Annotated in this window: 20 protein-coding genes and 1 pseudogene; 7 read left to right on the forward strand and 14 right to left on the reverse strand. The window is 67.3% G+C overall.

Features of this window, described 5'->3' with window-relative positions:
• Positions 1–86: 86 nt before the first annotated feature.
• The 7 genes and pseudogenes from D5301_RS09585 to D5301_RS09610 all read left to right on the forward strand — a co-directional run bounded on the left by D5301_RS09585 (position 87) and on the right by D5301_RS09610 (position 6244).
• Complete coding sequence (locus D5301_RS09585) at positions 87–2069, forward strand: TonB-dependent receptor (RefSeq protein WP_153855494.1); 1983 nt, start codon at positions 87–89, stop codon at positions 2067–2069.
• Between the two features lie 2 nt (positions 2070–2071).
• Complete coding sequence (locus D5301_RS09590; protein WP_194936623.1) at positions 2072–2614, forward strand: DUF2478 domain-containing protein; 543 nt, start codon at positions 2072–2074, stop codon at positions 2612–2614.
• Positions 2611–3648 (forward strand): ABC transporter substrate-binding protein, encoded by a 1038-nt coding sequence (locus tag D5301_RS09595; RefSeq protein ID WP_153855496.1) that lies wholly within the window; start codon positions 2611–2613, stop codon positions 3646–3648. The genes D5301_RS09590 and D5301_RS09595 overlap by 4 nt, the downstream gene beginning before the upstream one ends.
• 59 nt (positions 3649–3707) lie before the next feature.
• A pseudogene (locus D5301_RS24380) lies at positions 3708–4067 on the forward strand (iron chelate uptake ABC transporter family permease subunit); the annotation flags it as partial.
• On the forward strand, positions 4036–4674 hold the full coding sequence (locus tag D5301_RS09600; protein ID WP_324187304.1) for an iron ABC transporter permease: 639 nt from the start codon (positions 4036–4038) through the stop codon (positions 4672–4674). The pseudogene D5301_RS24380 and the gene D5301_RS09600, both read left to right, overlap by 32 nt.
• On the forward strand, positions 4671–5447 hold the full coding sequence (locus D5301_RS09605) for an ABC transporter ATP-binding protein (protein WP_153855497.1): 777 nt from the start codon (positions 4671–4673) through the stop codon (positions 5445–5447). The genes D5301_RS09600 and D5301_RS09605 overlap by 4 nt, the downstream gene beginning before the upstream one ends.
• A complete protein-coding gene (locus D5301_RS09610) occupies positions 5444–6244 on the forward strand; it encodes a class I SAM-dependent methyltransferase (protein WP_153855498.1) in 801 nt (266 codons plus the stop codon). The genes D5301_RS09605 and D5301_RS09610 overlap by 4 nt, the downstream gene beginning before the upstream one ends.
• A 408-nt stretch (positions 6245–6652) precedes the next feature.
• Here D5301_RS09610 and D5301_RS09615 read toward each other — a convergent pair whose 3' ends face one another.
• The 14 genes from D5301_RS09615 to D5301_RS09680 all read right to left on the reverse strand — a co-directional run bounded on the left by D5301_RS09615 (position 6653) and on the right by D5301_RS09680 (position 22444).
• Positions 6653–7321, reverse strand: a complete 669-nt coding sequence (locus D5301_RS09615) for an ATP-binding cassette domain-containing protein (RefSeq protein ID WP_153855499.1) — start codon at positions 7319–7321, stop codon at positions 6653–6655.
• Positions 7311–7994, reverse strand: a complete 684-nt coding sequence (modB, locus tag D5301_RS09620) for a molybdate ABC transporter permease subunit (protein ID WP_005413347.1) — start codon at positions 7992–7994, stop codon at positions 7311–7313. Before modB ends, D5301_RS09615 begins: the two co-directional genes overlap by 11 nt.
• A gap of 3 nt (positions 7995–7997) precedes the next feature.
• Complete coding sequence (gene modA, locus D5301_RS09625) at positions 7998–8741, reverse strand: molybdate ABC transporter substrate-binding protein (RefSeq protein WP_153855500.1); 744 nt, start codon at positions 8739–8741, stop codon at positions 7998–8000.
• A 19-nt stretch (positions 8742–8760) separates the two neighbouring features.
• Positions 8761–9537 carry a helix-turn-helix domain-containing protein gene (locus D5301_RS09630; protein WP_012511268.1) on the reverse strand — a complete coding sequence of 259 codons (777 nt, stop codon included), beginning with the start codon at positions 9535–9537 and terminating at the stop codon, positions 8761–8763.
• An 11-nt stretch (positions 9538–9548) separates the two neighbouring features.
• Entirely contained in the window at positions 9549–10763 is a 1215-nt protein-coding gene (locus D5301_RS09635; RefSeq protein ID WP_153855501.1) for a coproporphyrinogen III oxidase, read from the reverse strand.
• 142 nt (positions 10764–10905) lie between these two features.
• Entirely contained in the window at positions 10906–12237 is a 1332-nt protein-coding gene (locus tag D5301_RS09640) for a nitrate/nitrite transporter (RefSeq protein ID WP_153855502.1), read from the reverse strand.
• A gap of 23 nt (positions 12238–12260) precedes the next feature.
• Positions 12261–13160, reverse strand: a complete 900-nt coding sequence (locus D5301_RS09645) for a peptidylprolyl isomerase (RefSeq protein ID WP_153855503.1) — start codon at positions 13158–13160, stop codon at positions 12261–12263.
• Between the two features lie 3 nt (positions 13161–13163).
• Positions 13164–13871 carry a respiratory nitrate reductase subunit gamma gene (gene narI / locus D5301_RS09650; RefSeq protein ID WP_125895825.1) on the reverse strand — a complete coding sequence of 236 codons (708 nt, stop codon included), beginning with the start codon at positions 13869–13871 and terminating at the stop codon, positions 13164–13166.
• Positions 13868–14548 (reverse strand): nitrate reductase molybdenum cofactor assembly chaperone, encoded by a 681-nt coding sequence (gene narJ / locus D5301_RS09655; protein ID WP_153855504.1) that lies wholly within the window; start codon positions 14546–14548, stop codon positions 13868–13870. Before narJ ends, narI begins: the two co-directional genes overlap by 4 nt.
• Positions 14548–16092 (reverse strand): nitrate reductase subunit beta, encoded by a 1545-nt coding sequence (gene narH, locus D5301_RS09660; RefSeq protein ID WP_012511273.1) that lies wholly within the window; start codon positions 16090–16092, stop codon positions 14548–14550. The genes narJ and narH overlap by 1 nt, the downstream gene beginning before the upstream one ends.
• Positions 16092–19898, reverse strand: a complete 3807-nt coding sequence (locus D5301_RS09665) for a nitrate reductase subunit alpha (protein WP_153855505.1) — start codon at positions 19896–19898, stop codon at positions 16092–16094. Before D5301_RS09665 ends, narH begins: the two co-directional genes overlap by 1 nt.
• 72 nt (positions 19899–19970) lie before the next feature.
• A complete protein-coding gene (locus D5301_RS09670) occupies positions 19971–21389 on the reverse strand; it encodes a NarK family nitrate/nitrite MFS transporter (protein WP_088026206.1) in 1419 nt (472 codons plus the stop codon).
• A gap of 144 nt (positions 21390–21533) precedes the next feature.
• The gene (locus tag D5301_RS09675) at positions 21534–21899 is read right to left on the reverse strand and encodes a hypothetical protein (RefSeq protein ID WP_153855506.1); all 366 of its coding nucleotides are present in this window, start codon (positions 21897–21899) and stop codon (positions 21534–21536) included.
• Entirely contained in the window at positions 21896–22444 is a 549-nt protein-coding gene (locus D5301_RS09680) for a molybdenum cofactor guanylyltransferase (protein ID WP_153855507.1), read from the reverse strand. Before D5301_RS09680 ends, D5301_RS09675 begins: the two co-directional genes overlap by 4 nt.
• Positions 22445–22473: the final 29 nt, after the last annotated feature.

The following is a 22473-nucleotide window of genomic DNA, read 5'->3' on the forward strand; positions in this document are numbered from 1 at the left end:
GCCGAGAATCCCCGGGTCGGTCATCAAGTTGACCCCTGCCAACCGTTATATCATCTTGGATATAACGAACCCGAGGACTCGCGAGGATGCGTACCTGTCGTTTCGTTCTACCCCTGTCCGCCCTGCTGCTCCCGCTTGCCGCCACCGCGGCCGACACGGCCTCGCCGCCGGTGTTCACCCTGGGCACGATCGACGTGCATGCCGAGCGCGGCACGTCGCCCACCGTGGCCGAACGCAGCCTCGACGCCAAACGCATCCAGCAGCTCGACCGCAACACGGTCGGTGATGCGGTCAGCGTATTGCCGGGCGTGAGCCTGGCGCGCAACTCGCGCAACGAGGACATGGTCTACCTGCGCGGCTTCGATGCGCGCCAGGTGCCGGTGTTCCTCGACGGCATCCCGCTGTACGTGCCCTATGACGGCTACGTGGACTTCGGCCGCTTCACCACCTTCGACCTGGCCGAGATCCAGGTCGCCAGCGGCGGCGCCTCGCTGTTGTACGGACCGAACATCCTCGGCGGTGCGATCAACCTGGTCAGCCGCCGCCCCGAGCGCCCGCTGGAAGGCGACGTGCGGCTGGGCATCGCCGATGGCGGCGAGCGCAAGGCGGCGGTCAACCTCGGCGGGCGTCGTGGCGACTGGTACTTCCAGCTCGGTGCGTCGATCCTGAAGGCCGATGAGTTTCCGCTGCCGGATGGCTTCGTCGACTACAAGCGCGTACCCACCGACACCGGCAAGGACCGGCGCAATGCCTCGCGCGACGACCGTCGCCTGTCGTTCAAGCTGGGCTACACCCCGCGCGAGGGCGACGAGTACGCAATCGGCTACGCGCGCCAGGACGGCGAGAAGGACAACCCGGTCTACACCGGCACAGCGCGCAGCGGCATCCGCTACTGGCGCTGGCCGTGGTGGGACAAGGACAGCCTGTACTTCATCGGCAACACCCGCCTGGGCGAGCACACTACGCTGCGCACCCGCGTCTACCGCGATACCTATGGCAACGGCCTGGACGCCTACACCGACGGCAGCTACCAGGTGGCGATGGACAACAGCAGCTTCCCCAGCATCTACGATGACCGCACCGTGGGCGGCTCGGTGACCCTGGCCACCACGGCGCTGCCGCGCCAGGAACTGCAGTTCGCGATCCACTACAAGGAAGACCGGCACAGCGAGCGCAACCCGCACTCGCCGACCAAGGACTTCCGTGATGTCACCACTTCGATGGCGATCGAGGACCGCATCGCGCTGACCGACACCTCGCACCTGCGCGTGGGTATCGGCCATGACCGCCGCGACGCCAAGCGCGTGTACTTCTGGCCGACCGGCAGCACCGATGCCACCAACGCCGTGCTGGAGTACGTGCAGCAGCTGGCGCCGGACCAGCAGTGGTACGCAAGCGCCGCGCGGCGCACGCGTTTCCCGACCATCAAGGATCGTTACTCGGCGCGCATGGGTGCGGCGCTGCCCAACCCGGACCTGAAGGCCGAACATGCCACGCATTTCGAAGTCGGCCTGCGTGGCCGCTGGTGGGACGGTGGCCAACTGCAGGCCGCCCTCTTCCAGAGCCGCATCGATGACCTGATCCAGAACGCCGTGGTGGCCTCGCGCGAATGCGGTGGCAGCACCTGCAACCAGGCGCAGAACATCGGCAAGGCCCGCCACCAGGGCGTGGAACTGGGTCTGCGCCAGCGCATCGGCGACGACTGGGACCTGCAGACCAGCTACACCTGGCTGCGCCGCACCAACCTGGAAGACCGCCGCGTGGCCCTGCTCGACAGTCCGCGCCAACGGCTGTTCATGGCGGTGGGCTGGCAGCTTCTGCCACAGCTGAAGCTGCAGGCCACGCTGGAAGCCGAACAGGGCCGCAAGGTCAGCTACGCCGATGCCACACGTCCGGTGCGCGAGCTGCCCGGCTATGGCATCACCGGCCTGAAGGCCAGCTGGAGCCCGCGCGACGCCTGGGATTTCGACCTCGGCGTGCGCAACATCGGTGACAAATGGTACGAACTGGCCGACGGCTACCCGATGCCGGGCCGCACCTGGTTCGCCAATGCCAACTGGAGGTTCTGAGCATGAGCGCCATACAGGCCCCGCGCATCGCGGCCATCGTGCATGACCACAGCGGCGAGCCCGATGCCCTGCTGGCCGCGTTCGCCGCACGCCAGCTGGCCGCCGGCCACCGCGTGCGCGGGCTGGTGCACCTGCCGCACGAACCCACCGCCAACGGCAACAAGCGCATGGCACTGATGGACGTGACCGATCCCGGTTCGCGTTATCCGATCAGCCAGGCGCTGGGCCCGGCCTCCTGTGGCTGCAACCTGGACCCGGGCGGCATCGCCGATGCCAGCGTGGTGCTGCGCCGCGCGTTGCAGGACCACGCCGCGCTGGCCATCGCCAACCGCTTCGGCACGCTGGAATCGGAAGGCGGCGGCATGGCCGATGAGCTGCTGGCGCTGATGCTGGCCGGCATTCCTTTGTTGACCGCGGTGAAGCTGCCCTACCTCGACGCGTGGCGCCAGTTCACCGGCGGCATGGCCGTCGAGCTGCCCGCCGATGACGCGGCGTTGCAGGCCTGGTGGGATGCCTGCCGCACCGCGCCGGAGGCCGCCGCATGAGGCGGCGCGCCCTGCTGCAGGCATTCGCGCTGGCACCGTTGCTGGTCGTCAATGCCAAGTTGCTGGCGATGCCGGCGCAGCGCGTGCTGCGGCTGGGTGCGCCCAAGGCCACGCCCAAGCGCGTGTTCGCGGCCGGTCCGCCGGCTGCGGTACTGCTCGCCGCCGTGGCACCCGAACGTCTGCTCGGTTGGCCGATGAAGGTATCGCCCGAAGCCCTGGCGCAGCTGCCGGCGTCGCTGCGCACGCTGCCGGTGGTCGGTCGCCTGGCCGGGCGCGGCAGCACGGTCAGCCTTGAACGCCTGCTTGCGATGCAGCCGGACCTGGTACTGGATGCCGGTGACTTCGATGCCAATTACCGCGACTCGGCCGAGCGGGTCTGGAAGCAGACCGCGATTCCGTTCGAGCTGATTGCCGGCCGTCTGCCCGATCATCCGGCGCAGCTGCGCCACGTCGGCCGGCTGCTGGGCGTTGCCGCACGTGGCGAAGCACTGGCGCAGGCGGCGGAGGCGCAGTTGGCACTGGTGCACGAGGTGCTGGCGACGCGTCCCGCTGCGACGCGGCCCACCGTGTACTACGGGCGTGGCAGCGATGGCCTGGAAAGCGGTCTGTCCGGCTCGATCAACACCGAAGTCATCGAGTTCTGTGGCGGCCGCAACGTGGCTGCCAGTGCCGGCGCCGGGGGCCTTGCCCGGGTGTCGTTCGAACAACTGCTGGCCTGGGATCCGGACGTGATCCTGACCCAGGATGCTGGCTTCGCCGCGCAGGCGGCACAGGACCCGCGCTGGCGCGCCCTGCGTGCCGTGCGCGAGCGCCGCCTGCACTGCGCGCCGGTATTGCCATTCGGATGGCTGGATGGTCCGCCCGGTGTCAACCGCCTGCCCGGCCTGCCCTGGCTGCTGTCCAGGCTGCATCCGGGCGCAGTCCCCGCGCTGGCACCCGCCGCACTGCGCGGCCGCATCGGCACGCTGCATCAGCTGCTGTGGGGCCAGCCACTGCCCGCCGCGCTTGCACGCAGCCTGGATGCGAACGCCTGAACATGCGAACGCTTCCACGTTGGACCTGGCATGCCGGTGGCTGGAGCCTGTTGCTGGCAATGCTGTTGCTGGCGTTCTCGGTCGGCCAGTTTCCGGTGCGCCCGGCGGCGCTGTTGCAGGCCATCGGCTGGCAGCTGTTCGGCATCGGCGAACCCAGCGCGCCCGCAGTGCAGGCCGCGCTCTGGCACATCCGCCTGCCACGCGTGCTCGCGGCCATGCTGATCGGCGCGGTACTGTCGGCAGCCGGTGCCGCCTACCAGGCCATGTTCCGCAATCCGCTGGTATCGCCGGACATCCTCGGCGTCTCGGCCGGCGCGGGCCTCGGTGCGTCGCTGGGGCTGTTCCTCGGCCTGCCGATGCTGCTGGTGCAGGGCATCGCCTTCGCCGGTGGGCTTGGGGCCGTGGGCCTGGTCTGCCTGGTGGCAGCGCTGGTGCGGCGGCACGATCCGGTCCTGGTGCTGGTGCTGGCCGGCGTCGCGGTGTCGGCGCTGCTCGGCGCTGCTCGGCGCCGGCATCTCGCTGCTGAAGCTGCTGGCCGATCCGTACACGCAGCTGCCGTCGATCACCTTCTGGCTGCTGGGTGGTTTGAACGCGGTGGTGATCGACGACCTCAAGGTCACCGCGCCATTGCTGCTGATCGGGCTGTTGCCGCTGGTGCTGTTGCGCTGGCGGGTGAACCTGCTGGGCCTGGGTGACGAGGAGGCCAGCGCGCTGGGCGTGGCGGTCACCCCGCTGCGCTGGACACTGATCGCCGCCGCCACGCTGTGCACGGCGGCAGCGGTGTCGCTGGCTGGCATCATCGGCTGGGTCGGGCTGGTGGTTCCACACATCGCGCGGCTGCTGGTCGGCGCCGACTTCCGTCGCCTGCTGCCGGCCAGCCTGCTGCTCGGCGCCAGCTTCCTGCTTGCCGCCGATACGCTGGCGCGCACCCTGGCGCCGATCGAACTGCCACTCGGCATCCTCACCGCCTTCGTCGGCGTGCCGTGTTTCCTGCTGGTGCTGGCACGCAGCGAGCGTCGCCCATGAATGCTGCGGCCCCGCTTCTGGAAGCACGTGGCCTGGTCATCGGCCATGCCGGCGTGGCACTGGGCGTGCCGTTTGCACTGTCGGTGCAGCCCGGCGAGGTGCTGTGCCTGCTTGGCCCGAACGGCTGTGGCAAGACCACCCTGTTCCGCACCCTGCTCGGCCTGCTGCCTGCGGTTCGCGGCGAAGTGGACCTGCAGTGCACGCCGCTGCACGCGCATGATCGCGCCGCCCGCGCCCGCCGCATGGCGTACGTGCCGCAGGCCGCGCCGCTGCCCTTTGCCTGGCGCGTGCGCGAGGTGGTGGCCATGGGCCGCGCCGCGCACCTGGGCCTGCTGTCCGCACCCGGTCGCGCCGACGAGGTCATCGCCGATGACTGCCTGCGCGAACTGGGCCTGCAGACCTTGGCCGAACGCACCGTCACCACGCTCAGCGGTGGCGAACGCCAGCTGGTACTGATCGCACGTGCACTGGCCCAGCAGGCACAACTGCTGGTGATGGATGAACCCACCGCCAGCCTCGACTTCGGCAACCAGCTGCGCATCCTCGATACCGTGCGCCGCCTGGCCGAGCGTGGCATCGGCGTGCTGCTGTCCACCCATCAACCGCAGCACGCGCTGCAGGTGGCTGATCGCATCGCGTTGATGTCCGCTGGCAGCCTGCAGGTGCTCGGTCCTGCCCGCGAGGTCGCAACGCCCGAGCGCCTCGCCACCCTGTATGGCGTCGATGCCACACGCGTCGCCGCCGCCCTGCCCGCTTCTGGAACGCCACTATGAGTACCCCCCTACCGACCCCGATCGACCACTGCGCACGCTATCGCCAACACCTGCAGGCCTGTGGTTTCCAAGCCAAGCCGGCCAGTGCCTGGGATACGCGTGCCGCGCAGTCCAGCTGGAAGCGGCGCCACGATGACTACAGCGAGGCATTCCTCGACCGGCTTGATCTCAGTGGCGTGGCCACGGTGCTGGATGTCGGCTGTGGCCCCGGCCTGCTGAGCCTGCCAATTGCCGCACAGGTGGGCCATGTGCACGCGCTCGACTACAGCACCGGCATGCTCGAAGGACTGCGCGCCGCGATCACCCGCGACGGCATCGGCAACATCACACCGTGGGCGCTGTCGTGGACCGACGACTGGGACGACGTGCCACGTTGCGATCTGGCCATTGCCTCGCGCTCGTTGATGGTGCCGGATCTGGAGGCCGCGCTGCGCAGGCTGGATGCGCACGCCCGCCAGCGCGCTTGCATTACTTTCGCCACCGGCCCTCGTGCCGGCGTACCGGAGCTGGCCGGGCTGCTTGGCCGTGACTGGGTGCCGATGCCCGACCATCGCTACCCGATCAACATGCTGCTGGACATGGGGCGCGAGCCGCAGGTGGATTACCTGCCCGAATCGGTGCGTGATGTCGCACAGGATGCCGATGGCCTGGTGCGCCAGGCAGTAGAGCTGTTTGGTGCGTTGGATGCGGATGAGGAAGCACGCGTACGTGCATGGCATGCCCGCTCGCCGCAGCATCGTTTCGGCATGGCACCAACGCGACGCTGGGCGTTCATCCAATGGGCGACCAACGGTTGAACCGGTAGAGCCGGCCGCTGGCCGGCTGCTCAGGAATCCATGGTTGCCGGCCAGCGGCCGGCACTACCATCAGACGTAACCAACCATCGCCTGTACGTCACGGAACCCCTGAACCGGTAGAGCCGGCCGCTGGCCGGCTGCTCCGGATTCCATGGTTGCCGGCCAGCGGCCGGCACTACCATCAGATGCAATCATTCATCGCCTGAGCGTCGCGGAATCCCTGAACCGGTAGAGCCGGCCGCTGGCCGGCACTACCATCAGATGCAACCATTCATCGCCTGAGCGTCGCGGAACTCCTGAACCGGTAGGGCCGGCCGCTGGCCGGCTGCTCCGGATTCCATGGTTGCTGGCCAGCGGCCGGCACTACCATCAGATGTAGCCATTCATCGCCAGTGCGTCCATCGCGGGTCAACCGCCGACGATGCGACCATCCACCACGCGTGCTACCTGCTGGCCGAACATGGCCACATCCTGCGGGTCGTGGCTGATCAACAGCAACGGAATACCAGTCTTGTCCAGCACGGTCTCAAGCTCCTGGCGCAGGTGCTGGCGCAGGTCATGGTCCAGCGCGGAGAACGGCTCATCCAGCAGCAGCGCCTGCGGCTGTGTCACCAGGGCGCGCGCCAGGGCGGTACGCTGGCGCTGTCCCCCGGATACCTGTGAGGGCAGCAGATCGCCCACCGTGTCGATGCGGAATGCGTGCAACCACTGCTCCACCGCTTCGAAGCGCTGCCCGGCGCGCGGATTCAACCAGCCCTTCTGCAGACCGAACGCCACGTTCTGGCGCACGCTCAGGTGCGGGAACAGTGCGTAGTCCTGGAACACGTAGCCCAGCCGGCGGCGCTGCGGCGGCAGGTCCACGCCGGTCGCCGCGTCAAACAAGGTCTGCCCCTGCAGGCGTACGTGGCCCTGGCCCGGCCGCAGCAGCCCGGCCACCGCCTTCAGGGTCAGGCTCTTGCCGGCGCCCGAGGGGCCGAACAGCACTACCTGCCGCTGCGTGCACTGCAAAGCTACGTCCAGCATGAAATCCTGGCTGGCCGCCTGCAGTCGGCGCTGCACCTGCAGGTCAAGCCACATCACGCAGCTCCCGGCGACGCCCGCCCACCAACCGTGCGGCCAGCAGCAGGATCACGATGCACACGACCGAGGTCAGGATCACCAGCGCGTTGGCCTTGCCGTCCTGACCGGCCTGCACCGCCTCGTAGATGGCGATCGACAACGTCTGCGTGCGGCCCGGAATACTGCCTGCCACCATCAGTGTCGCGCCGAACTCGCCCATCGCACGTGCAAACGCCAGCAACAGGCCGGCGAGGATGCCACGCCAGGCCAGCGGCAGCGTGATGCGGAAGAACACCGCTGCTTCGGACACACCAAGCGTGCGTGCGGCCTGCTCCAGCTGTCCGTCCACTTCCTCGAACGCCGCGCGTGCCGGCTTGAACACCAGCGGCAGCGAGGCCACAGCGGCGGCGATCACTGCAGCCTGCCAGGTAAACACCAGGTTGATGCCAAACCACGACTGCAGCCACGCACCGATCGGTCCGTTACGGCCGATCAGCACCAGCAGGTAGTAGCCCAGCACCGTCGGCGGCAACACCATTGGCAGGGTCAGCAGTGAATCCAGCAGCTCACGGCCAGGAAATCGCCGACGCGCCAGCAGCGCACCCAGTGCCACGCCCAGCACCAGATTGATCGCGGTGGCCCAACCGGCCACCTTCAGCGACAACCACAGTGCGCTCCAGTCGAGATCCATGCCTCAGGGCTTGCCGAACCCATGTTTGGCCAGGATCGCCTGGCCCTGTGCGGAACGCACGAAGGCGGTGAAGCGCTTGGCTTCAGCCGGTTGCGCACTGGCCTTGGTCACCGCCAGCGGATAGGCGATACGCCCCGCCACAGGCACCGCGAAGGCGCGGCGCACGCGGTCGGGCATCGCCTGCGCATCGGTGGCATAGACGAAGCCGGCATCCACTTCACCGCGCGCCACGTAATCCAGCGACTGGCGCACGTTCTGCGTGGTGATGGTCTTGCCCTGCACCGACGACCACAGGCCTGCTGCTTCCAGCGCGCCCTTGGCATAGCGGCCGACCGGCACGCTGTCCGGGTTGCCCAGTGCGATGCGTTGCACGCCGGCACCGGCCAGGCCCTTCAAGGTACGCGGCGCGGCCTTGGCCTGCGGCGGCACCACCACCCACAGCGCATTCACCGCGAACACCTCGCGGGTACCGGCCGCCAGCAGGTCCTGCTGCTGGGCCTGGTCCATCGTGGCTTCATCGGCCGACGCGAACACATCCACCGGTGCACCACGGCTGATCTGCTGCAGCAGCACGCCGGACGCGGCGAAGTTGAAATCGACCTTGGTTCCCGGGTGCGCCTTCTCATAGGCGGTGCCCAGCTCGCGGAAGCTCTCGGTCAGGCTCGATGCCGCCGACACCGTCAGCTCGGCCGCCCAGGCCGGCAGCGTGGCCAGCAGTCCCAGCAACAACAGTCCAGCGCGCTTCATCGTCGGCTCCCGGCCAGGTTCAGTTCGGATCGGATTCGTCTGCCACCGCCAGCGCCGCCAGGCGCTCGGGCTGCAGCAGCAGGATCTCGCGCTGCTTCACCGCGATGATCCCATCATCGCTCAGGCGGCGCAGCACGCGGCTGGCGGTTTCCGGCGCCATCCGCAGGTAATTGGCGATCTCGGTGCGTGCCATCGTCAGGTTGAAGCGCGTGGCGGAAAAGCCGCGGCGTGCGTAGCGCTCGGACATGTCCAGCAGGAACGCCGCCATGCGCTCTTCGGTACGGTGGTTGGCAGCCAGCGTGGCGACCTTGCCGATCTCCGCACTGAGCAGGCTGAACAGCTTGGCCTGCAGCCCCGGCATGCGCGTGGCCAGCAGGCTCAGCTTGGGGAACGAGATGCGGCACAGGTGCACGGTGTCCAGCGCCACCGCGTTGCAGGGGAAGCGCGAACCGTGGATCGCATTCAGGCCGATCACTTCGCCGGGCAGGCTGAAGCCCAGCACCTGCTCGTTGCCCTGGCTGTCATCAACGAAGGTCTTGACCATGCCAGCGCGCACCGCAGCGATCGAATCGAACGACTCACCGGCGCGGAAGATGTAGTCGCCGGCATGGAACGGACCGACGTGGTCGACCAGCACATGCAGGTCACCCAGCGCGGTCTTGTCGTAACCCTGCGACATGCAGGCATCGGAAAATGCACAGGTACTGCAGAAGTGCAGCGCGTCGCCATCATCGGCGGCGGCGGGGTTCGGCGTGGCCCGGCCGAGGCGACCCTGGGAAGGCGGAGTTGAAGACATCAGGGCAGGACTCAAGCGATGGCGGCCGCCGGCCGGAAGCATGCGGCCATCATACGCCACAGCAACCGCCCTTCTTCGGCCAGCCGCAGCACGCGTGCATCCCACTGCGCCCAGCCGCGCGACAGCAGCGGCGACAGCGCCGGCAGCTGTGCGGCGAAGCATTCCTCGAACGGTTCATCATTGCGCCACTCGAAGGCGGCCGCATCGAGCGCATGATCGCAGGCGATGCTCTGTGCCACCTCGGCCGCCATCCGCTCGTCCTCGGACAGGATCAGGCCCGCGGCCACGCCCATGTGACCGGACTGCAATCGCGCCCGCCATTCGCCCAGCTCGTCCTCCAGCCGGTAGAACACTTCGCCGATCTGGCTGCAGGCGGACAGGCCAAGCCCGATGAAATCACTGCGGTCACGCCGTGGCACACCGGCGAGGTCGCAATGGCGCTGGCCGTCACCCGGCCCATGCGGGTTGGGCAGGTCGCCGCGCTGGTAGTGGTCACCACCGATCGGTTCGTAACCGGCCGCGCGCAGCAGCCGCCAGGCCTGCAGCCAGTGGGCCGCCGAGGGATCCCGTGGCAATGCGCACGGCGCTGGCAACAGGATGCGCTCGGGCGCTTCGGCCAGCACCTCATGCAGACGCTCGATGAAGCCGATGTCCTCACTGGCGGGCACGCGCAGCTGGTAGTAGCGCGCGGTGAAGCCGACCTGTCGCGCCTGTGCCAGCAGCGTCGGCCCCGGCGCATCGGCACGGTCGATCACGTTCAGGCGGGTACAGCCGACCGCACGCAGCTGCGCCGGTGACAGCGCACTGCCGGCGTCCAGCCGCACTTCCACCTGCGGGCGCGCCACGGTGCGCAGGTGCTGCGGCACGGCGTCCAGCAGCTGGCCCAGCTGCGGCGGCGGCAACGTCTCGGCCAATCCCAGCTGCAACACCATCGCCACCACTTCGCGGTCCTCGGCCAGGGCATCGGCCTGCAGCTGCAGGGCCAGCAGCAAGGTGTCCAGATACGCCTGCGGCGGCACGTCGCGACCACCACGACCGGCCTGGAAGCCGAGCGTCAAGCCACGCGGGATCAGGTGCTCGTTGCTGGCGCGCACGGCGGCACGCCAGCCGCTTTCGCCAAACCCGGTGCTGAACTGGTCAGCCGCCGGAAACAGCACATGCCGGGGTTGCCGCAGCAATGCCGCCTGCAGCGCAGTGTCCTCACTCTCATCGACGTGGAAGCTCATGGCAGCCATCTTCGGGCGTTCCTCTTCGCGTGGCCCTGATTGAAATCAAGCGTGGCGCATCGGTGGGTTCATGCCGGCCAGCGGCCGGCACTACCCTTTCACCCGCTACCCGGTAGTGCCGGCCGCTGGCCGGTAACCCCGTTCACCTGCCGCGCACCCGCTCGGCCGCGGCCGCATCGATGGCTTCGGGCAGGTCGGTCTCGCGGTCGATCTGCGGGAAGTGACGGCGCTCCATGCGACGGATCGCAAAATGCATCCACGCCAGTGCAGCCGCCACCAGCACGAACAGCAGCATGAAGCAGCTGCTCCAGATGCCCACGGCATCGTTCAATGCCCCGAACACGATCGGCAGGATGAAACCACCCAGGCCGCCGATCATGCCGACCACACCGCCCACCGCACCCACGTGCTGCGGGTAGTACACCGGAATGTGCTTGTAGACCGCCGCCTTGCCCAGCGACATGAAGAAGCCCAGCACGAACACCAGCACGGTGAACATCACCACACCGATGGCCAGATGGAAGTGGATCGGGCCATGGATGCCCTTCACCACGTACTCGGTATCCGGGTAGGCCAGCAGGAAGGTGCAGATGGCCGACACGCCGAAGGTCCAGCACATCACCCGGCGCGCCCCCATCCGGTCCGACATCCAGCCCCCGACCACGCGGAACAGACTGGCCGGGATCGAGTAGCACGCCGCCAGCATGCCGGCGTGGCCCACGTCCATGCCGTAGGCGCCCACCAGGTAGTGCGGCAGCCACAGCGCCAACGCCACGAAGCCACCGAACACGAAGAAGTAGTACAGCGAGAACCGCCACACCTGCAGGTTCTTCAGTGGCGCCATCTGCTCGGCGAACGGCACCGGCTTCACGCCCTCGCGGCGACGCTGTTCCAGCGACGGGTCTTCCTTGCTGAAGAGGAAGAACAGCACCGCCGTGACCGCCAGCGCGACCGCCCAGACCTTGGCAACCATGGTCCAGCCCGCGGCCACCATCACCAGCGGCGCCAACAGCTTGGTCACCGCCGAGCCGATGTTGCCGGCACCGAAGATGCCCAGCGCAGTGCCCTGCTTGCTGGCCGGGAACCACTTCGACACGTAGGCCACGCCCACCGAGAAGTTGCCGCCGGCGATGCCCACGCACAGCGCGGCGATCAGGAACTGGGTGTAGGTCTGCGCGTAGGTCAGCATCCAGGTGGCCACGGCGCCACACAGCATCACCAGCACCATCACCTTGCGGCCACCGAACTGGTCGGACCAGATGCCGAGGAAGACGCGGCTGACCGAGCCGGTCAGCACCGGCGTGGCGATCAACAGGCCGAACTGGGTGTCATTCAAACCGAGCTGTTGACTGATCTGGATGCCAATGATCGAAAAGATCATCCACACCGCGAAGCACACGGTGAAGGCGAACGTGCTCAGCCACAGCGCACGCTGCTGCTGCCCGGCACTGGCGGGGGCAAGGGCCTGGTTCATGGGGTCTCCTCGTTCAATGGGGGTCAGCCGATATCCGCTTCGGCTTCGATCTCGTCCAGCCCGCGCACGGGGTAGCGTTCCTGCAGCTGCAGCAGGTAGGCCTGCACCTCGCGCTGACGTACCTGCAGCTCCAGGTAATCACGCAGCTGCGGCAGCACCGCCTCGAACGGCTGTGGCTGGCCTTCCTCGCGAGCGTCGACGCAGACCACGTGGTAGCCCCAGCGCGATTCCACCGGGAAACCGGCCAGGCCCTCGCGCAGGCGGAACACCTGGCGGTCGAACTCCGGCGTGGTCTGCCCACGCTGCAACCAGCCCAGGTCGCCGCCCTCGCTGCTGGACGGGCAGCGCGAATGGCGCAGGGCGAAATCGGCGAACAGGTGCGGTGATTCCTTCAGCAGTCCGACCAGCCGCTCGCCTTCGGTGCGTGCGGCGAAGCGCCCGGCCACGTCGTCGGCCGGCGCAGCCAGCAGGATATGGCGCAGGCGCACGCGGTCAGGCGAGCGGAAGCGCTCCGGGTTCTGCTCGAAGTAGCGACGGCAGTCTTCGTCGGTCGGCACGCGGTCTTCGATCGCGTCTTCCAGCAGCTGCTGGATCAGCACTTCCTCGTCGCTGACCCGGTTGCCCTCCGGTGCCTGCAGGCCCAGCCGCTGCGCTTCCAGCCGCAGCAGCTCGCGCACCACCAGGGCACGTGCCGCCTCGGCACGTGACTGTTCCGGGCGCATCGCCCGATGGTGCTGCATCTCGCGGGCGATATCGGCCTCGCTGATCGCGGTCTCGCCCACGAACAGCCGGCACGGTGCCGGCTGCCCGAGCGAGCGCGGCCCCTGCTCCGCCGCGTCGTGATGGTGCGAATGGGCCTCGGCCGGAACCGGGGCATTGGAGTCGATCACGGTGATCGGCAGGAATTTCGGCAGGCTGCCCATCGCTTACTCCCGCGGACCGTAACGCAGCGTGGCCTGGCGGCGGCGCACCACCTGGTAGGGCCGCCACAGGTAGCTGATCGGGATGCTCCACACGTGCACCAGGCGGGTGAACGGCGCGATCAGGAACAGGGTCAGGCCCAGGAAGATGTGCATCTTGTAGACCCAGCTGACGCCCTCGATGTAGTCGGCGGCACCGGCGCGGAAGGTCACGATGTGCTGCGCCCATTCGGCCAGCTGCACCATCACCGCACCGTCCAGGTGGCCGGACGAGATGCGGATGCTGTACAGGCCCAGGCACAGCTGTGCGAACAGCAGCACCAGCACCAGGGTGTCACCGAAACTGCCGGTGGCCCGTACGCGCGCATTGAACAAGCGGCGTACCAGCAGGATGCTGATGCCGATGAAGCACAGTGCGCCGAACACACCACCGACCACCATCGCCAGCATCTGCTTCTGCGACGAGGTGATGAAGTGCTCATACACCGCGTGCGGGGTCAGCAGGCCGACCAGGTGGCCGCCGAGGATGGCCAGGATGCCGATGTGGAAGCAGTTGCTGCCGATCCGCATGCCCTTGTCCGACAGCATCTGGCTGGAGCCGGTGCGCCAGGTGTACATGGCCTTGTCATAGCGGGCCCAGCTGCCGATCAGCAGCACCGCCACGGCGATGTACGGGTAGTACTGGAAGGCGAATTGATGCAGGGAGTAACTCATGGCTGGACCTCTCGATGCGAAGGACGGGCCGGCGAACGCACGGGTGGCTTGCAGTCTTCGGAGGGTGCTTCGGCGCCGAAGCGCACCGCCTCCTCCTCCCACAAGCGGTCCATGGCCTCGGCGGTATCGTCGCGGACTTCCTCGCTGGCACGCTGGCGCAGCGCCTGCAGATCGGCCTTGCCGTCACCGGCTTCGACCAGGATCTCGAACAGCACCCGGTGCGGCAGCTCACGCTCGGCGGCACGCGCTGCCAGCATCCCGGCGATATGGCCGATGTGGTGCAGCCACTCGCGGGCCTCGCTGCCGGGGCGATGGGCCAGGAACTCCAGCAGCAGCGGCAGGTAGTCCGGCAGCTCGCGTGCATCCAGTTCAAAGCCGTTGCGGCGGTAGGTCTCGACCAGATCGACCATGGCCTGGCCACGGTCGCGCGACTCGCCATGAATGTGTTCGAACAGCAGCAGGCTCATCGAGCGGCCGCGGTCGAAACTGGCCAGCCATGCGGCCTGTGCGTCCAGCGCATCGGTGTCCAGCAGCTGCTGCACGAAGCTGCGCAGCTGCTGGCGGCGGGCGGCGCTCAGCGCCGGGTCGTCGCAGGCGGCGAGCAGCTCCTCGCCGTGCTGCCACAGTTCTTCACGGGGGTAGTCCAGCAGCACCCCGACCAGCTTGAGCACGCTCATCACACCACCTCCTTGCGGCGGTGGTTCGGCCCCTTGTCCACCACGAAGGTGGTGCTCTTGCGCTGGCCGAACAGGTCGGCCGGGCTGTCACCGTTGCAGCCGTTGCCGAAGGTGAAGCCGCAGCCGCCGCGCTCGCCGAAGGCATCGTTGGCGTACTCGCGGTGGCCGGTCGGAATCACGAAACGGTCCTCGTAGTTGGCGATGGCCAGGTAGCGGTACATCTCTTCCACCTGGGCGATGCTCAACCCGGTCTGTTCCAGCACCGCGGTGTCTTCCACGCCGTCCACGTTCTTGGCCCGGCGCCAGGCCCGCATCGCCATCAGCCGTTCCAGCGCGCGTACCACCGGCGCTTCGTCACCCGCCGTCAGCAGGTTGGCCAGGTAGCGCATCGGGATGCGCAGCGAGGCCACGTCCGGCAGCTCGCCGCTCATGCCCACCCGGCCACGTTCGGCAGCCGACTGGATCGGCGACAGCGGCGGTACGTACCAGACCATCGGCAACGTGCGGTATTCCGGGTGCAGCGGCAGCGCCAGCTTCCAGTCGATCGCCAGCTTGTACACCGGCGACTGCTTGGCCGCATCCAGCCAGCTGTCCGGGATGCCCTCCTTGCGCGCGGCGGCGATCACCGCCGGGTCGTTCGGGTCCAGGAAGATGTCCAGGTGGGCCTGGTACAGGTCCTTCTCGGCGGCCACCGAAGCCGCCTCGGCGATGCGGTCGGCGTCGTACAGCATCACGCCCAGGTAGCGTATGCGGCCCACGCAGGTTTCCGAGCACACGGTCGGCTCGCCCATCTCGATGCGCGGGTAGCAGAAGATGCACTTCTCCGACTTGCCGCTCTTCCAGTTGTAGTAGATCTTCTTGTACGGGCAGGCCGAGACGCACATGCGCCAACCGCGGCACTTGTCCTGATCAATCAGCACGATGCCGTCTTCCTCGCGCTTGTAGATCGCGCCCGACGGGCACGCCGACACGCACGCCGGGTTCAGGCAGTGCTCGCACAGGCGCGGCAGGTACATCATGAAGGTCTTCTCGAAGGCGCCGTAGATCTCCTTCTGCACCTGGTCGAAGTTGTAGTCGCGCGAGCGCTTGCTGAACTCCGAACCCAGGATCTCCTCCCAGTTCGGGCCCCACTCGATCTTCTGCATGCGCTCGCCACTGATCAGCGAGCGCGGCCGCGCGGTGGGCTGGTGCTGGCTGTCCTTGGCGGTGTGCAGGTTCTGGTAGTCGAAATCGAACGGCTCATAGTAGTCGTCGATCTGCGGCAGGTCCGGGTTGGCGAAGATCTTGGCCAGCATGCGCCAGCGGCCACCGGCACGCGGCACCAGCTTGCCGGCGCGGGTGCGCACCCAGCCGCCGTTCCACTTGTCCTGGTTCTCCCATTCCTTCGGGTAGCCGATGCCCGGCTTGGTTTCCACGTTGTTGAACCAGGCGTATTCGACGCCCTCGCGCGAGGTCCAGACGTTCTTGCAGGTGATCGAGCAGGTATGGCAGCCGATGCACTTGTCCAGGTTCAGCACCATCGCGATCTGTGCACGGACCTTCATCACACCACCTCCTTGCTGGCCGATGCCGAAGCACCAGCGGGCTGCTCATCGGTCGCTCCTGCGCGTCCTGCGCCCGCGACACTCGAACTTCCTTGTTCATCGTCCAGCCAATCGATCTTGTCCATCTTGCGCACGATCACGAACTCGTCGCGGTTGGTGCCGCAGGTGCCGTAGTAGTTGAAACCGTAGGCCAGCTGCGCGTAGCCGCCGATCATGTGGGTGGGCTTGAGCACGATGCGGGTCACCGAGTTGTGGATGCCGCCGCGGGTCCCGGAAATCTCCGAGCCCGGCACGTTGATGATGCGTTCCTGGGCGTGGTACATCATCGCCATGCCCGGCATCACGCGCTGGCTGACCACCGCACGCGCGGCAATCGCACCGTTGACGTTGAACAGCTCGATCCAGTCGTTGTCGACGATGCCGGCGCTGCGCGCGTCGTCCTCGCTGATCCACACGATCGGGCCACCGCGCGACAGCGTCTGCATGATCAGGTTGTCGCTGTAGGTGCTGTGGATGCCCCACTTCTGGTGTGGCGTGATCCAGTTCAGCACGATCTCCTTGTTGCCGTTCGGGCGCTGGTTCAGCAGCGGCTCCACCGTGCGCGTGTTGACCGGCGGCCGGTAGCCCATGAAGGCCTCGCCGAAGTCGATCATCCACTCGTGGTCCTGGTAGAACTGCTGGCGACCGGTTACCGTGCGCCACGGAATCAGCTCGTGCACGTTGGTATAGCCGGCGTTGTAGCTGACGTTGTCGTCCTCCAGGCCCGACCAGATCGGCGAAGAGATGATCTTGCGCGGCTGTGCCTGGATGTCACGGAAGCGGATCGCCTCGTGTTCCTTGCCCACCGCCAGGTGGGTATGCTCGCGGCCGGTGAAGGTCCCCAGCGATTCCCAGGCCTTCACTGCGACGTGGCCATTGGTTTCCGGCGCCAGGTGCAGGATCACCTCTGCCGCGTCGATCGCGGTCGAAATGGCTGGTCGACCCTGGCTGACGCCTGCGTCGTGCACGGTGTGATTGAGCTTGCCGAGGAATTCGACCTCGTGCTTCGTGTCCCAGCTCATGCCCTTGCCGCCGTTGCCCAGTTTGTCCAGCAGCGGGCCCAGCGAGGTGAACTTGCGGTACAGGTTTGGGTAGTCGCGCTCCACCACCGTCATCGACGGCATGGTCTGGCCCGGGATGGCCTCGCACTCGCCCTTCTTCCAGTCGGCCACGCCGAACGGCATGCCCAGCTCGTTCGGGGTGTCGTGCAGGGTCGGCACCAGTACCAGGTCCTTCTCCACGCCCAGCACGCCCGGCGCCATCTCGCTCACGGTGCGGGCGACCTCCTTGAAGATCTCCCAGTCACTGCGCGATTCCCATGCCGGGTCCACCGCCTTCGACAGCGGGTGGATGAACGGGTGCATGTCCGAGGTGTTGAGGTCGTCCTTCTCGTACCAGGTCGCGGTCGGCAGCACGATGTCCGAGTACAGCGCGGTGGTGCACATGCGGAAGTCGAGCGTGACCAGCAGGTCCAGCTTGCCCTCCGGTGCCTCGTCACGCCACGTCACCTCCTCCGGCTTGATCGCCCCCATCTCGCCCAGGTCCTTGCCCTGCAGCCCATGGCGCGTGCCGAGCAGGTGCCGCAGCATGTATTCGTGGCCCTTGCCCGAGGAACCGAGCAGGTTCGAGCGCCAGATGAACATCATCCGCGGGTGGTTCTGCTGTGCATCCGGATCGGCGAAGGCGAAGTCCAGCGAGCCGTCCTTGAACTTGCCCAGCGCGTAGTCGGCCGGGGCAACACCCGCCGCGTCCGCCTCGCGTACCAGCTGCAGCGGGTTGCGGTCCAGCTGCGGCGCGCACGGCAACCAGCCCATGCGCACGGCGCGCAGGTTCAGGTCGGCCAGGCTGCCGCTGTACTTGCTCGCGTCCGCCAGCGGCGACAGCAGCTCGTCCACCTGCAGCTTCTCGTAGCGCCACTGCCCGGTGTTGAAGTAGAAGAACGATGTGCCGTTCATGTGGCGCGGCGGGCGGCTCCAGTCCAGGCCGAACGCCAGCGGCTGCCAGCCGGTCTGCGGGCGCAGCTTCTCCTGGCCCACGTAGTGCGCCCAACCACCACCGGTCTGGCCCACGCAACCGCACATGATCAGCATGTTGATCAGGCCGCGGTAGTTCATGTCGTTGTGGAACCAGTGGTTCATGCCCGCGCCGACGATGATCATCGAACGGCCATGGGTCTTGTCGGCGGTACGCGCGAACTCGCGGGCGATCTCGATCACCTCGGCACGCGACACGCCAGTGATGCGTTCCTGCCAGGCCGGCGTGCCCGGCACCATGTCGTCGAAGCTCGATGCCACGTTGCCGCCGCCAAAGCCACGGTCCACGCCGTACTGGGCCAGCAGCAGGTCGTAGACCGTGGCCACCAGGGTCTCGCCACCCTCGGCCAGGGCCAGGCGACGCACCGGGATGTTGCGCTCAAGCACGTCGTCGGCCGGCGCGGCAGTCCAGCCATCGGTCTCGATGCCACCGAAGTACGGGAAGCTCACCGCTTCGATGCCCTCATGGCCATCGGCCAGGCTCAGGCGCAGGCGCGTCTCGGCGCCCTTGCTCTCCTTCTCCTCGATGTTCCACTTGCCCTTCTCGCCCCAGCGGAAGCCGATCGAACCGTTGGGCACCACGATCTGGCCGCTGGTCTCGTCATAGGCCAGCGTCTTCCAGTCGGGGTTGTTGGCTTCACCCAGCCCGCCCAGCTCACTGGCACGCAGGAAACGGCCCGGCACCAGGCGGCCGTCGTCGCGGCGCTCCAGGCGCACCAGCATCGGCATGTCCGAGTACTGGCGGCAGTAGTCCTGGAAGTACTGCGAGGGCGAATTGACGTGGAACTCGCGCAGGATCACATGGCCGAAGGCGAAGGCCAGCGCCGCATCGGTGCCCTGCTTGGGGTGCAGCCAATGGTCGGTCAGCTTGGCCAGCTCGGAATAGTCCGGACAGATCGCCACCGTCTTGGTGCCGTTGTAGCGCGCCTCGGTGAAGAAGTGCGCATCGGGCGTGCGCGTCTGCGGCACGTTCGAGCCCCAGGCGATGATGTAGCGGCTGTTGTACCAGTCGGCCGATTCGGGCACGTCGGTCTGCTCGCCCCAGATCTGCGGCGAGGCCGGCGGCAGATCGCAGTACCAGTCATAGAACGACAGGCAGGCGCCGCCCAGCAACGACAGGTAGCGTGCACCGGCCGCGTAGGACACCATCGACATCGCCGGGATCGGCGAGAAGCCGACCACGCGGTCCGGGCCATACTGCTTCACCGTGTACAGGTTGGAGGCGGCGATGATCTCGTTGGCCTCTTCCCACTGCAGGCGCACGAAGCCGCCCATGCCGCGGCGGGTCTTGTACGAACGCGCCTTCTCCTTGTCCTCCACGATGCTGGCCCAGGCATCGACCGGAGCCTTGCTCTTGCGCGCTTCGCGCCACAGGCGCAGCAGCGTGCCGCGGATCAGCGGGTACTTCAGCCGGTTGGCGCTGTACAGGTACCAGGAATAGCTGGCGCCACGCGGGCAGCCACGTGGTTCATGGTTGGGCAGGTCCGGGCGCGTGCGCGGGTAATCGGTCTGCTGGGTTTCCCAGGTGACCAGGCCGTTCTTGACGTAGATCTTCCAGCTGCACGAACCCGTGCAGTTCACGCCGTGGGTGGAGCGCACGATCTTGTCGTACTGCCAGCGGGCGCGGTAGCTGTTTTCCCAGTCACGGCCTTCGCTCTTGGCGAATCCGTGGCCATCGGCAAAGGTCTGGGGGTCACGCTTGAAGAACTGCAAGCGATCGAGGAAATAACTCATCGGGGGTCTCCCTTTGCGGACATCGGCATCGTGGCTGTGTGTGTCATCTGGCTGCGGTGCGTTTTCATGTCGTCAGCAGGGTGTCTCGGCACCGCGCCGGTAGTACCACCACCAGGTCACGGCCAGGCAGGTGACGTAGAAAACAACGAATCCGTACAGCGCCATGTCGGGGCTGCCGGTCAAAGTGATGGACGAGCCGTAGCTCTTGGGAATGAAGAAACCGCCATAGGCACCGATCGCACCGGAGAAACCGACCACCGCGGCCGACTCGATGCTGGCCTGGTGCGCGGCCGTGGCCTTGCCTTCGGCGTTGTCGTTGGCCGACCAGCGCTCATGCAGGGTGCGGAAGATCACCGGGATCATGCGGAACGTGGTGCCGTTGCCGATGCCGCTGAGCACGAACAGCGCCATGAAGCTGAGCAGGAAGCCATGGAAGTTGCCGCCCTGGCCGTGGCTGGGCAGGAAGTGCAGCACGCCGAACACGGCCGCGATCATCAGCGCGAACACCCAGAAGGTCAGGCGTGCGCCGCCCCAACGGTCGGCCATGCTGCCGCCCACCGAGCGCATCAACGCACCCAGCAGCGGGCCGATGAAGGCGTAGGCCAGCGGGTTCACATCCGGGAACTGGCTCTTCACCAGCATCGGGAAGCCGGCCGAGAAACCGATGTAGGAACCGAAGGTGCCGATGTACAACCAGCACATCAGCCAGTTGTGCTTGCGGCGGAAGATCACCGCCTGCTCGGAGAACGACGAGCGGGCGCTGGTCAGGTCGTTCATGCCGAACCAGGCCGCGATGGCACACAGCGCAATCGCCGGCACCCAGATGAAGCCGGCGTTCTGCAGGAACAACGGCGCCCCACCCTCCACCGTGGGCTGCGGTGCACCACCCAGCGCACCGAACACGCCCACGGTGATGACCAGCGGGATCACCGCCTGCGCCACCGACACGCCCACGTTGCCCAGGCCGGCGTTCAAGCCCAGCGCCAGGCCCTGCTTCTGCTTGGGGTAGAAGAAGGAGATGTTGGACATCGACGACGAGAAATTCGCGCCACCGAACCCGCACAGGATCGCGATGGCCACGAACACCCCGTACGGCGTGGCCGGGTCCTGTACCGCAAAGCCGAGCCAGAGCGTCGGCGCCAGCAGCGAGGCCGTGGACAGCGCGGTCCAGCGGCGGCCACCGAAGATCGGAATCACGAACGAATAGAAGATGCGCAGCGTGGCGCCGGACAGGCTGGGCAGCGCCACCAGCCAGAACAGCTGGTCGGTGCTGAAGTTGAAGCCGATCTTCGGCAGGCTGATCGACACCGCTGAGAACAGTACCCAGACCGAGAAGGCCAGCAGCAGCGAGGGGATCGAGATGACCAGGTTGCGGGTGGCGACCCGCTTGCCGGTACGCTCCCAGTAGCCGGGGTCCTCCGGCGTCCAGTCGCTGATGACGCGACCCGGACGGGCAGTGCTGCGGACAACAGGATCGCTACCGACGGTCATACATGGCTCCAAGGCTGTGGAATGACGTGGGTATTGCTTTCAAGTTGTGACCCGTCGTCATGCAGCCATTAGGCAGCGCAGCAACAACGACTGGGTTGATCTGGATCAATCAGGGGCCGGTTTCCACCGTGCCCCTGACAAATGTCAAACCGATGAAGCGGTGGTGCGGCGGGTCACCCCGCGCTGGCGCACGCTGTCGCGCACATCCACATCGAACTGCAGCTGAAGCTGGCCGCCATCTTCCAGGGCAATGTCGAATGACAGCCCATCCCGGCACGGCAGCCGGGCCGCCAAGGCCTCGACTGCCGGGCGCGGCAGTACCAGGCGGCAGAAGGTGCCGCCATCGAGCAGCACCGGTTGATCACCGCCATGCAGCGACACCGCCATGCCCCAGCCCTCGATGCCGCCAAAGCGGGTCATGTTCTCGACCGATTCACCGGCCAGCAGGCGCGCCAGTTCGGCCTCGTCCAGGCGAAGCCGTACTGATTGATCCTGCAACTGCACTTTCATGACGCAACATCCTCCCATTGTTCGGGGGTATTGCAGTTGACCAGGCAGGCTTCGTCAACGCTTTCCAGCAGCAGCGCGTGCATCTGCAGGCGGCGCTGGAAGGCCTGTACCGAGCGCGGCCCGTCCGCATCATCCAGCATCGCGGCCAGCACGCTACGAGTGGCATTGTCCACATTCAACCGCATGGGAAAGGGATGCCCGTCAAAGATCGTGCACGCGCCCCGCCCCTCGGCAGCCAGCCGTTGCAGCAGCCGTGGCGCCAGCAACGGCGTATCCACCGCTACCACCCAGGCCGGGCTGTCGGGCATCTGCTGCATCACGCTGTGCAGTCCACCCAGGGGACCGCAGCGCGCCACCTGATCGGGGATGCCACCGAAGGCCGGATAGTCACCGCTCACCCAGACCCGATCGGCGCCGGCCTGCAGCAGCAGGCCACGCATGTGTTCCAGCAGGGTGCGCCCCTGCCACGGCAGCAGCGCCTTGTCGCGCCCCATCCGGCTGGACAGGCCACCGGCCAGCACGATGCCGTTGATGGTTCCATTCATGGTAGAGCCACGCCATGCGTGGCTGCAGC

Origin of the sequence: Stenotrophomonas sp. MH181796 (assembly GCF_009659995.1) — a bacterium.
GTDB classification, from domain to species: Bacteria; Pseudomonadota; Gammaproteobacteria; order Xanthomonadales; family Xanthomonadaceae; genus Stenotrophomonas; species Stenotrophomonas riyadhensis.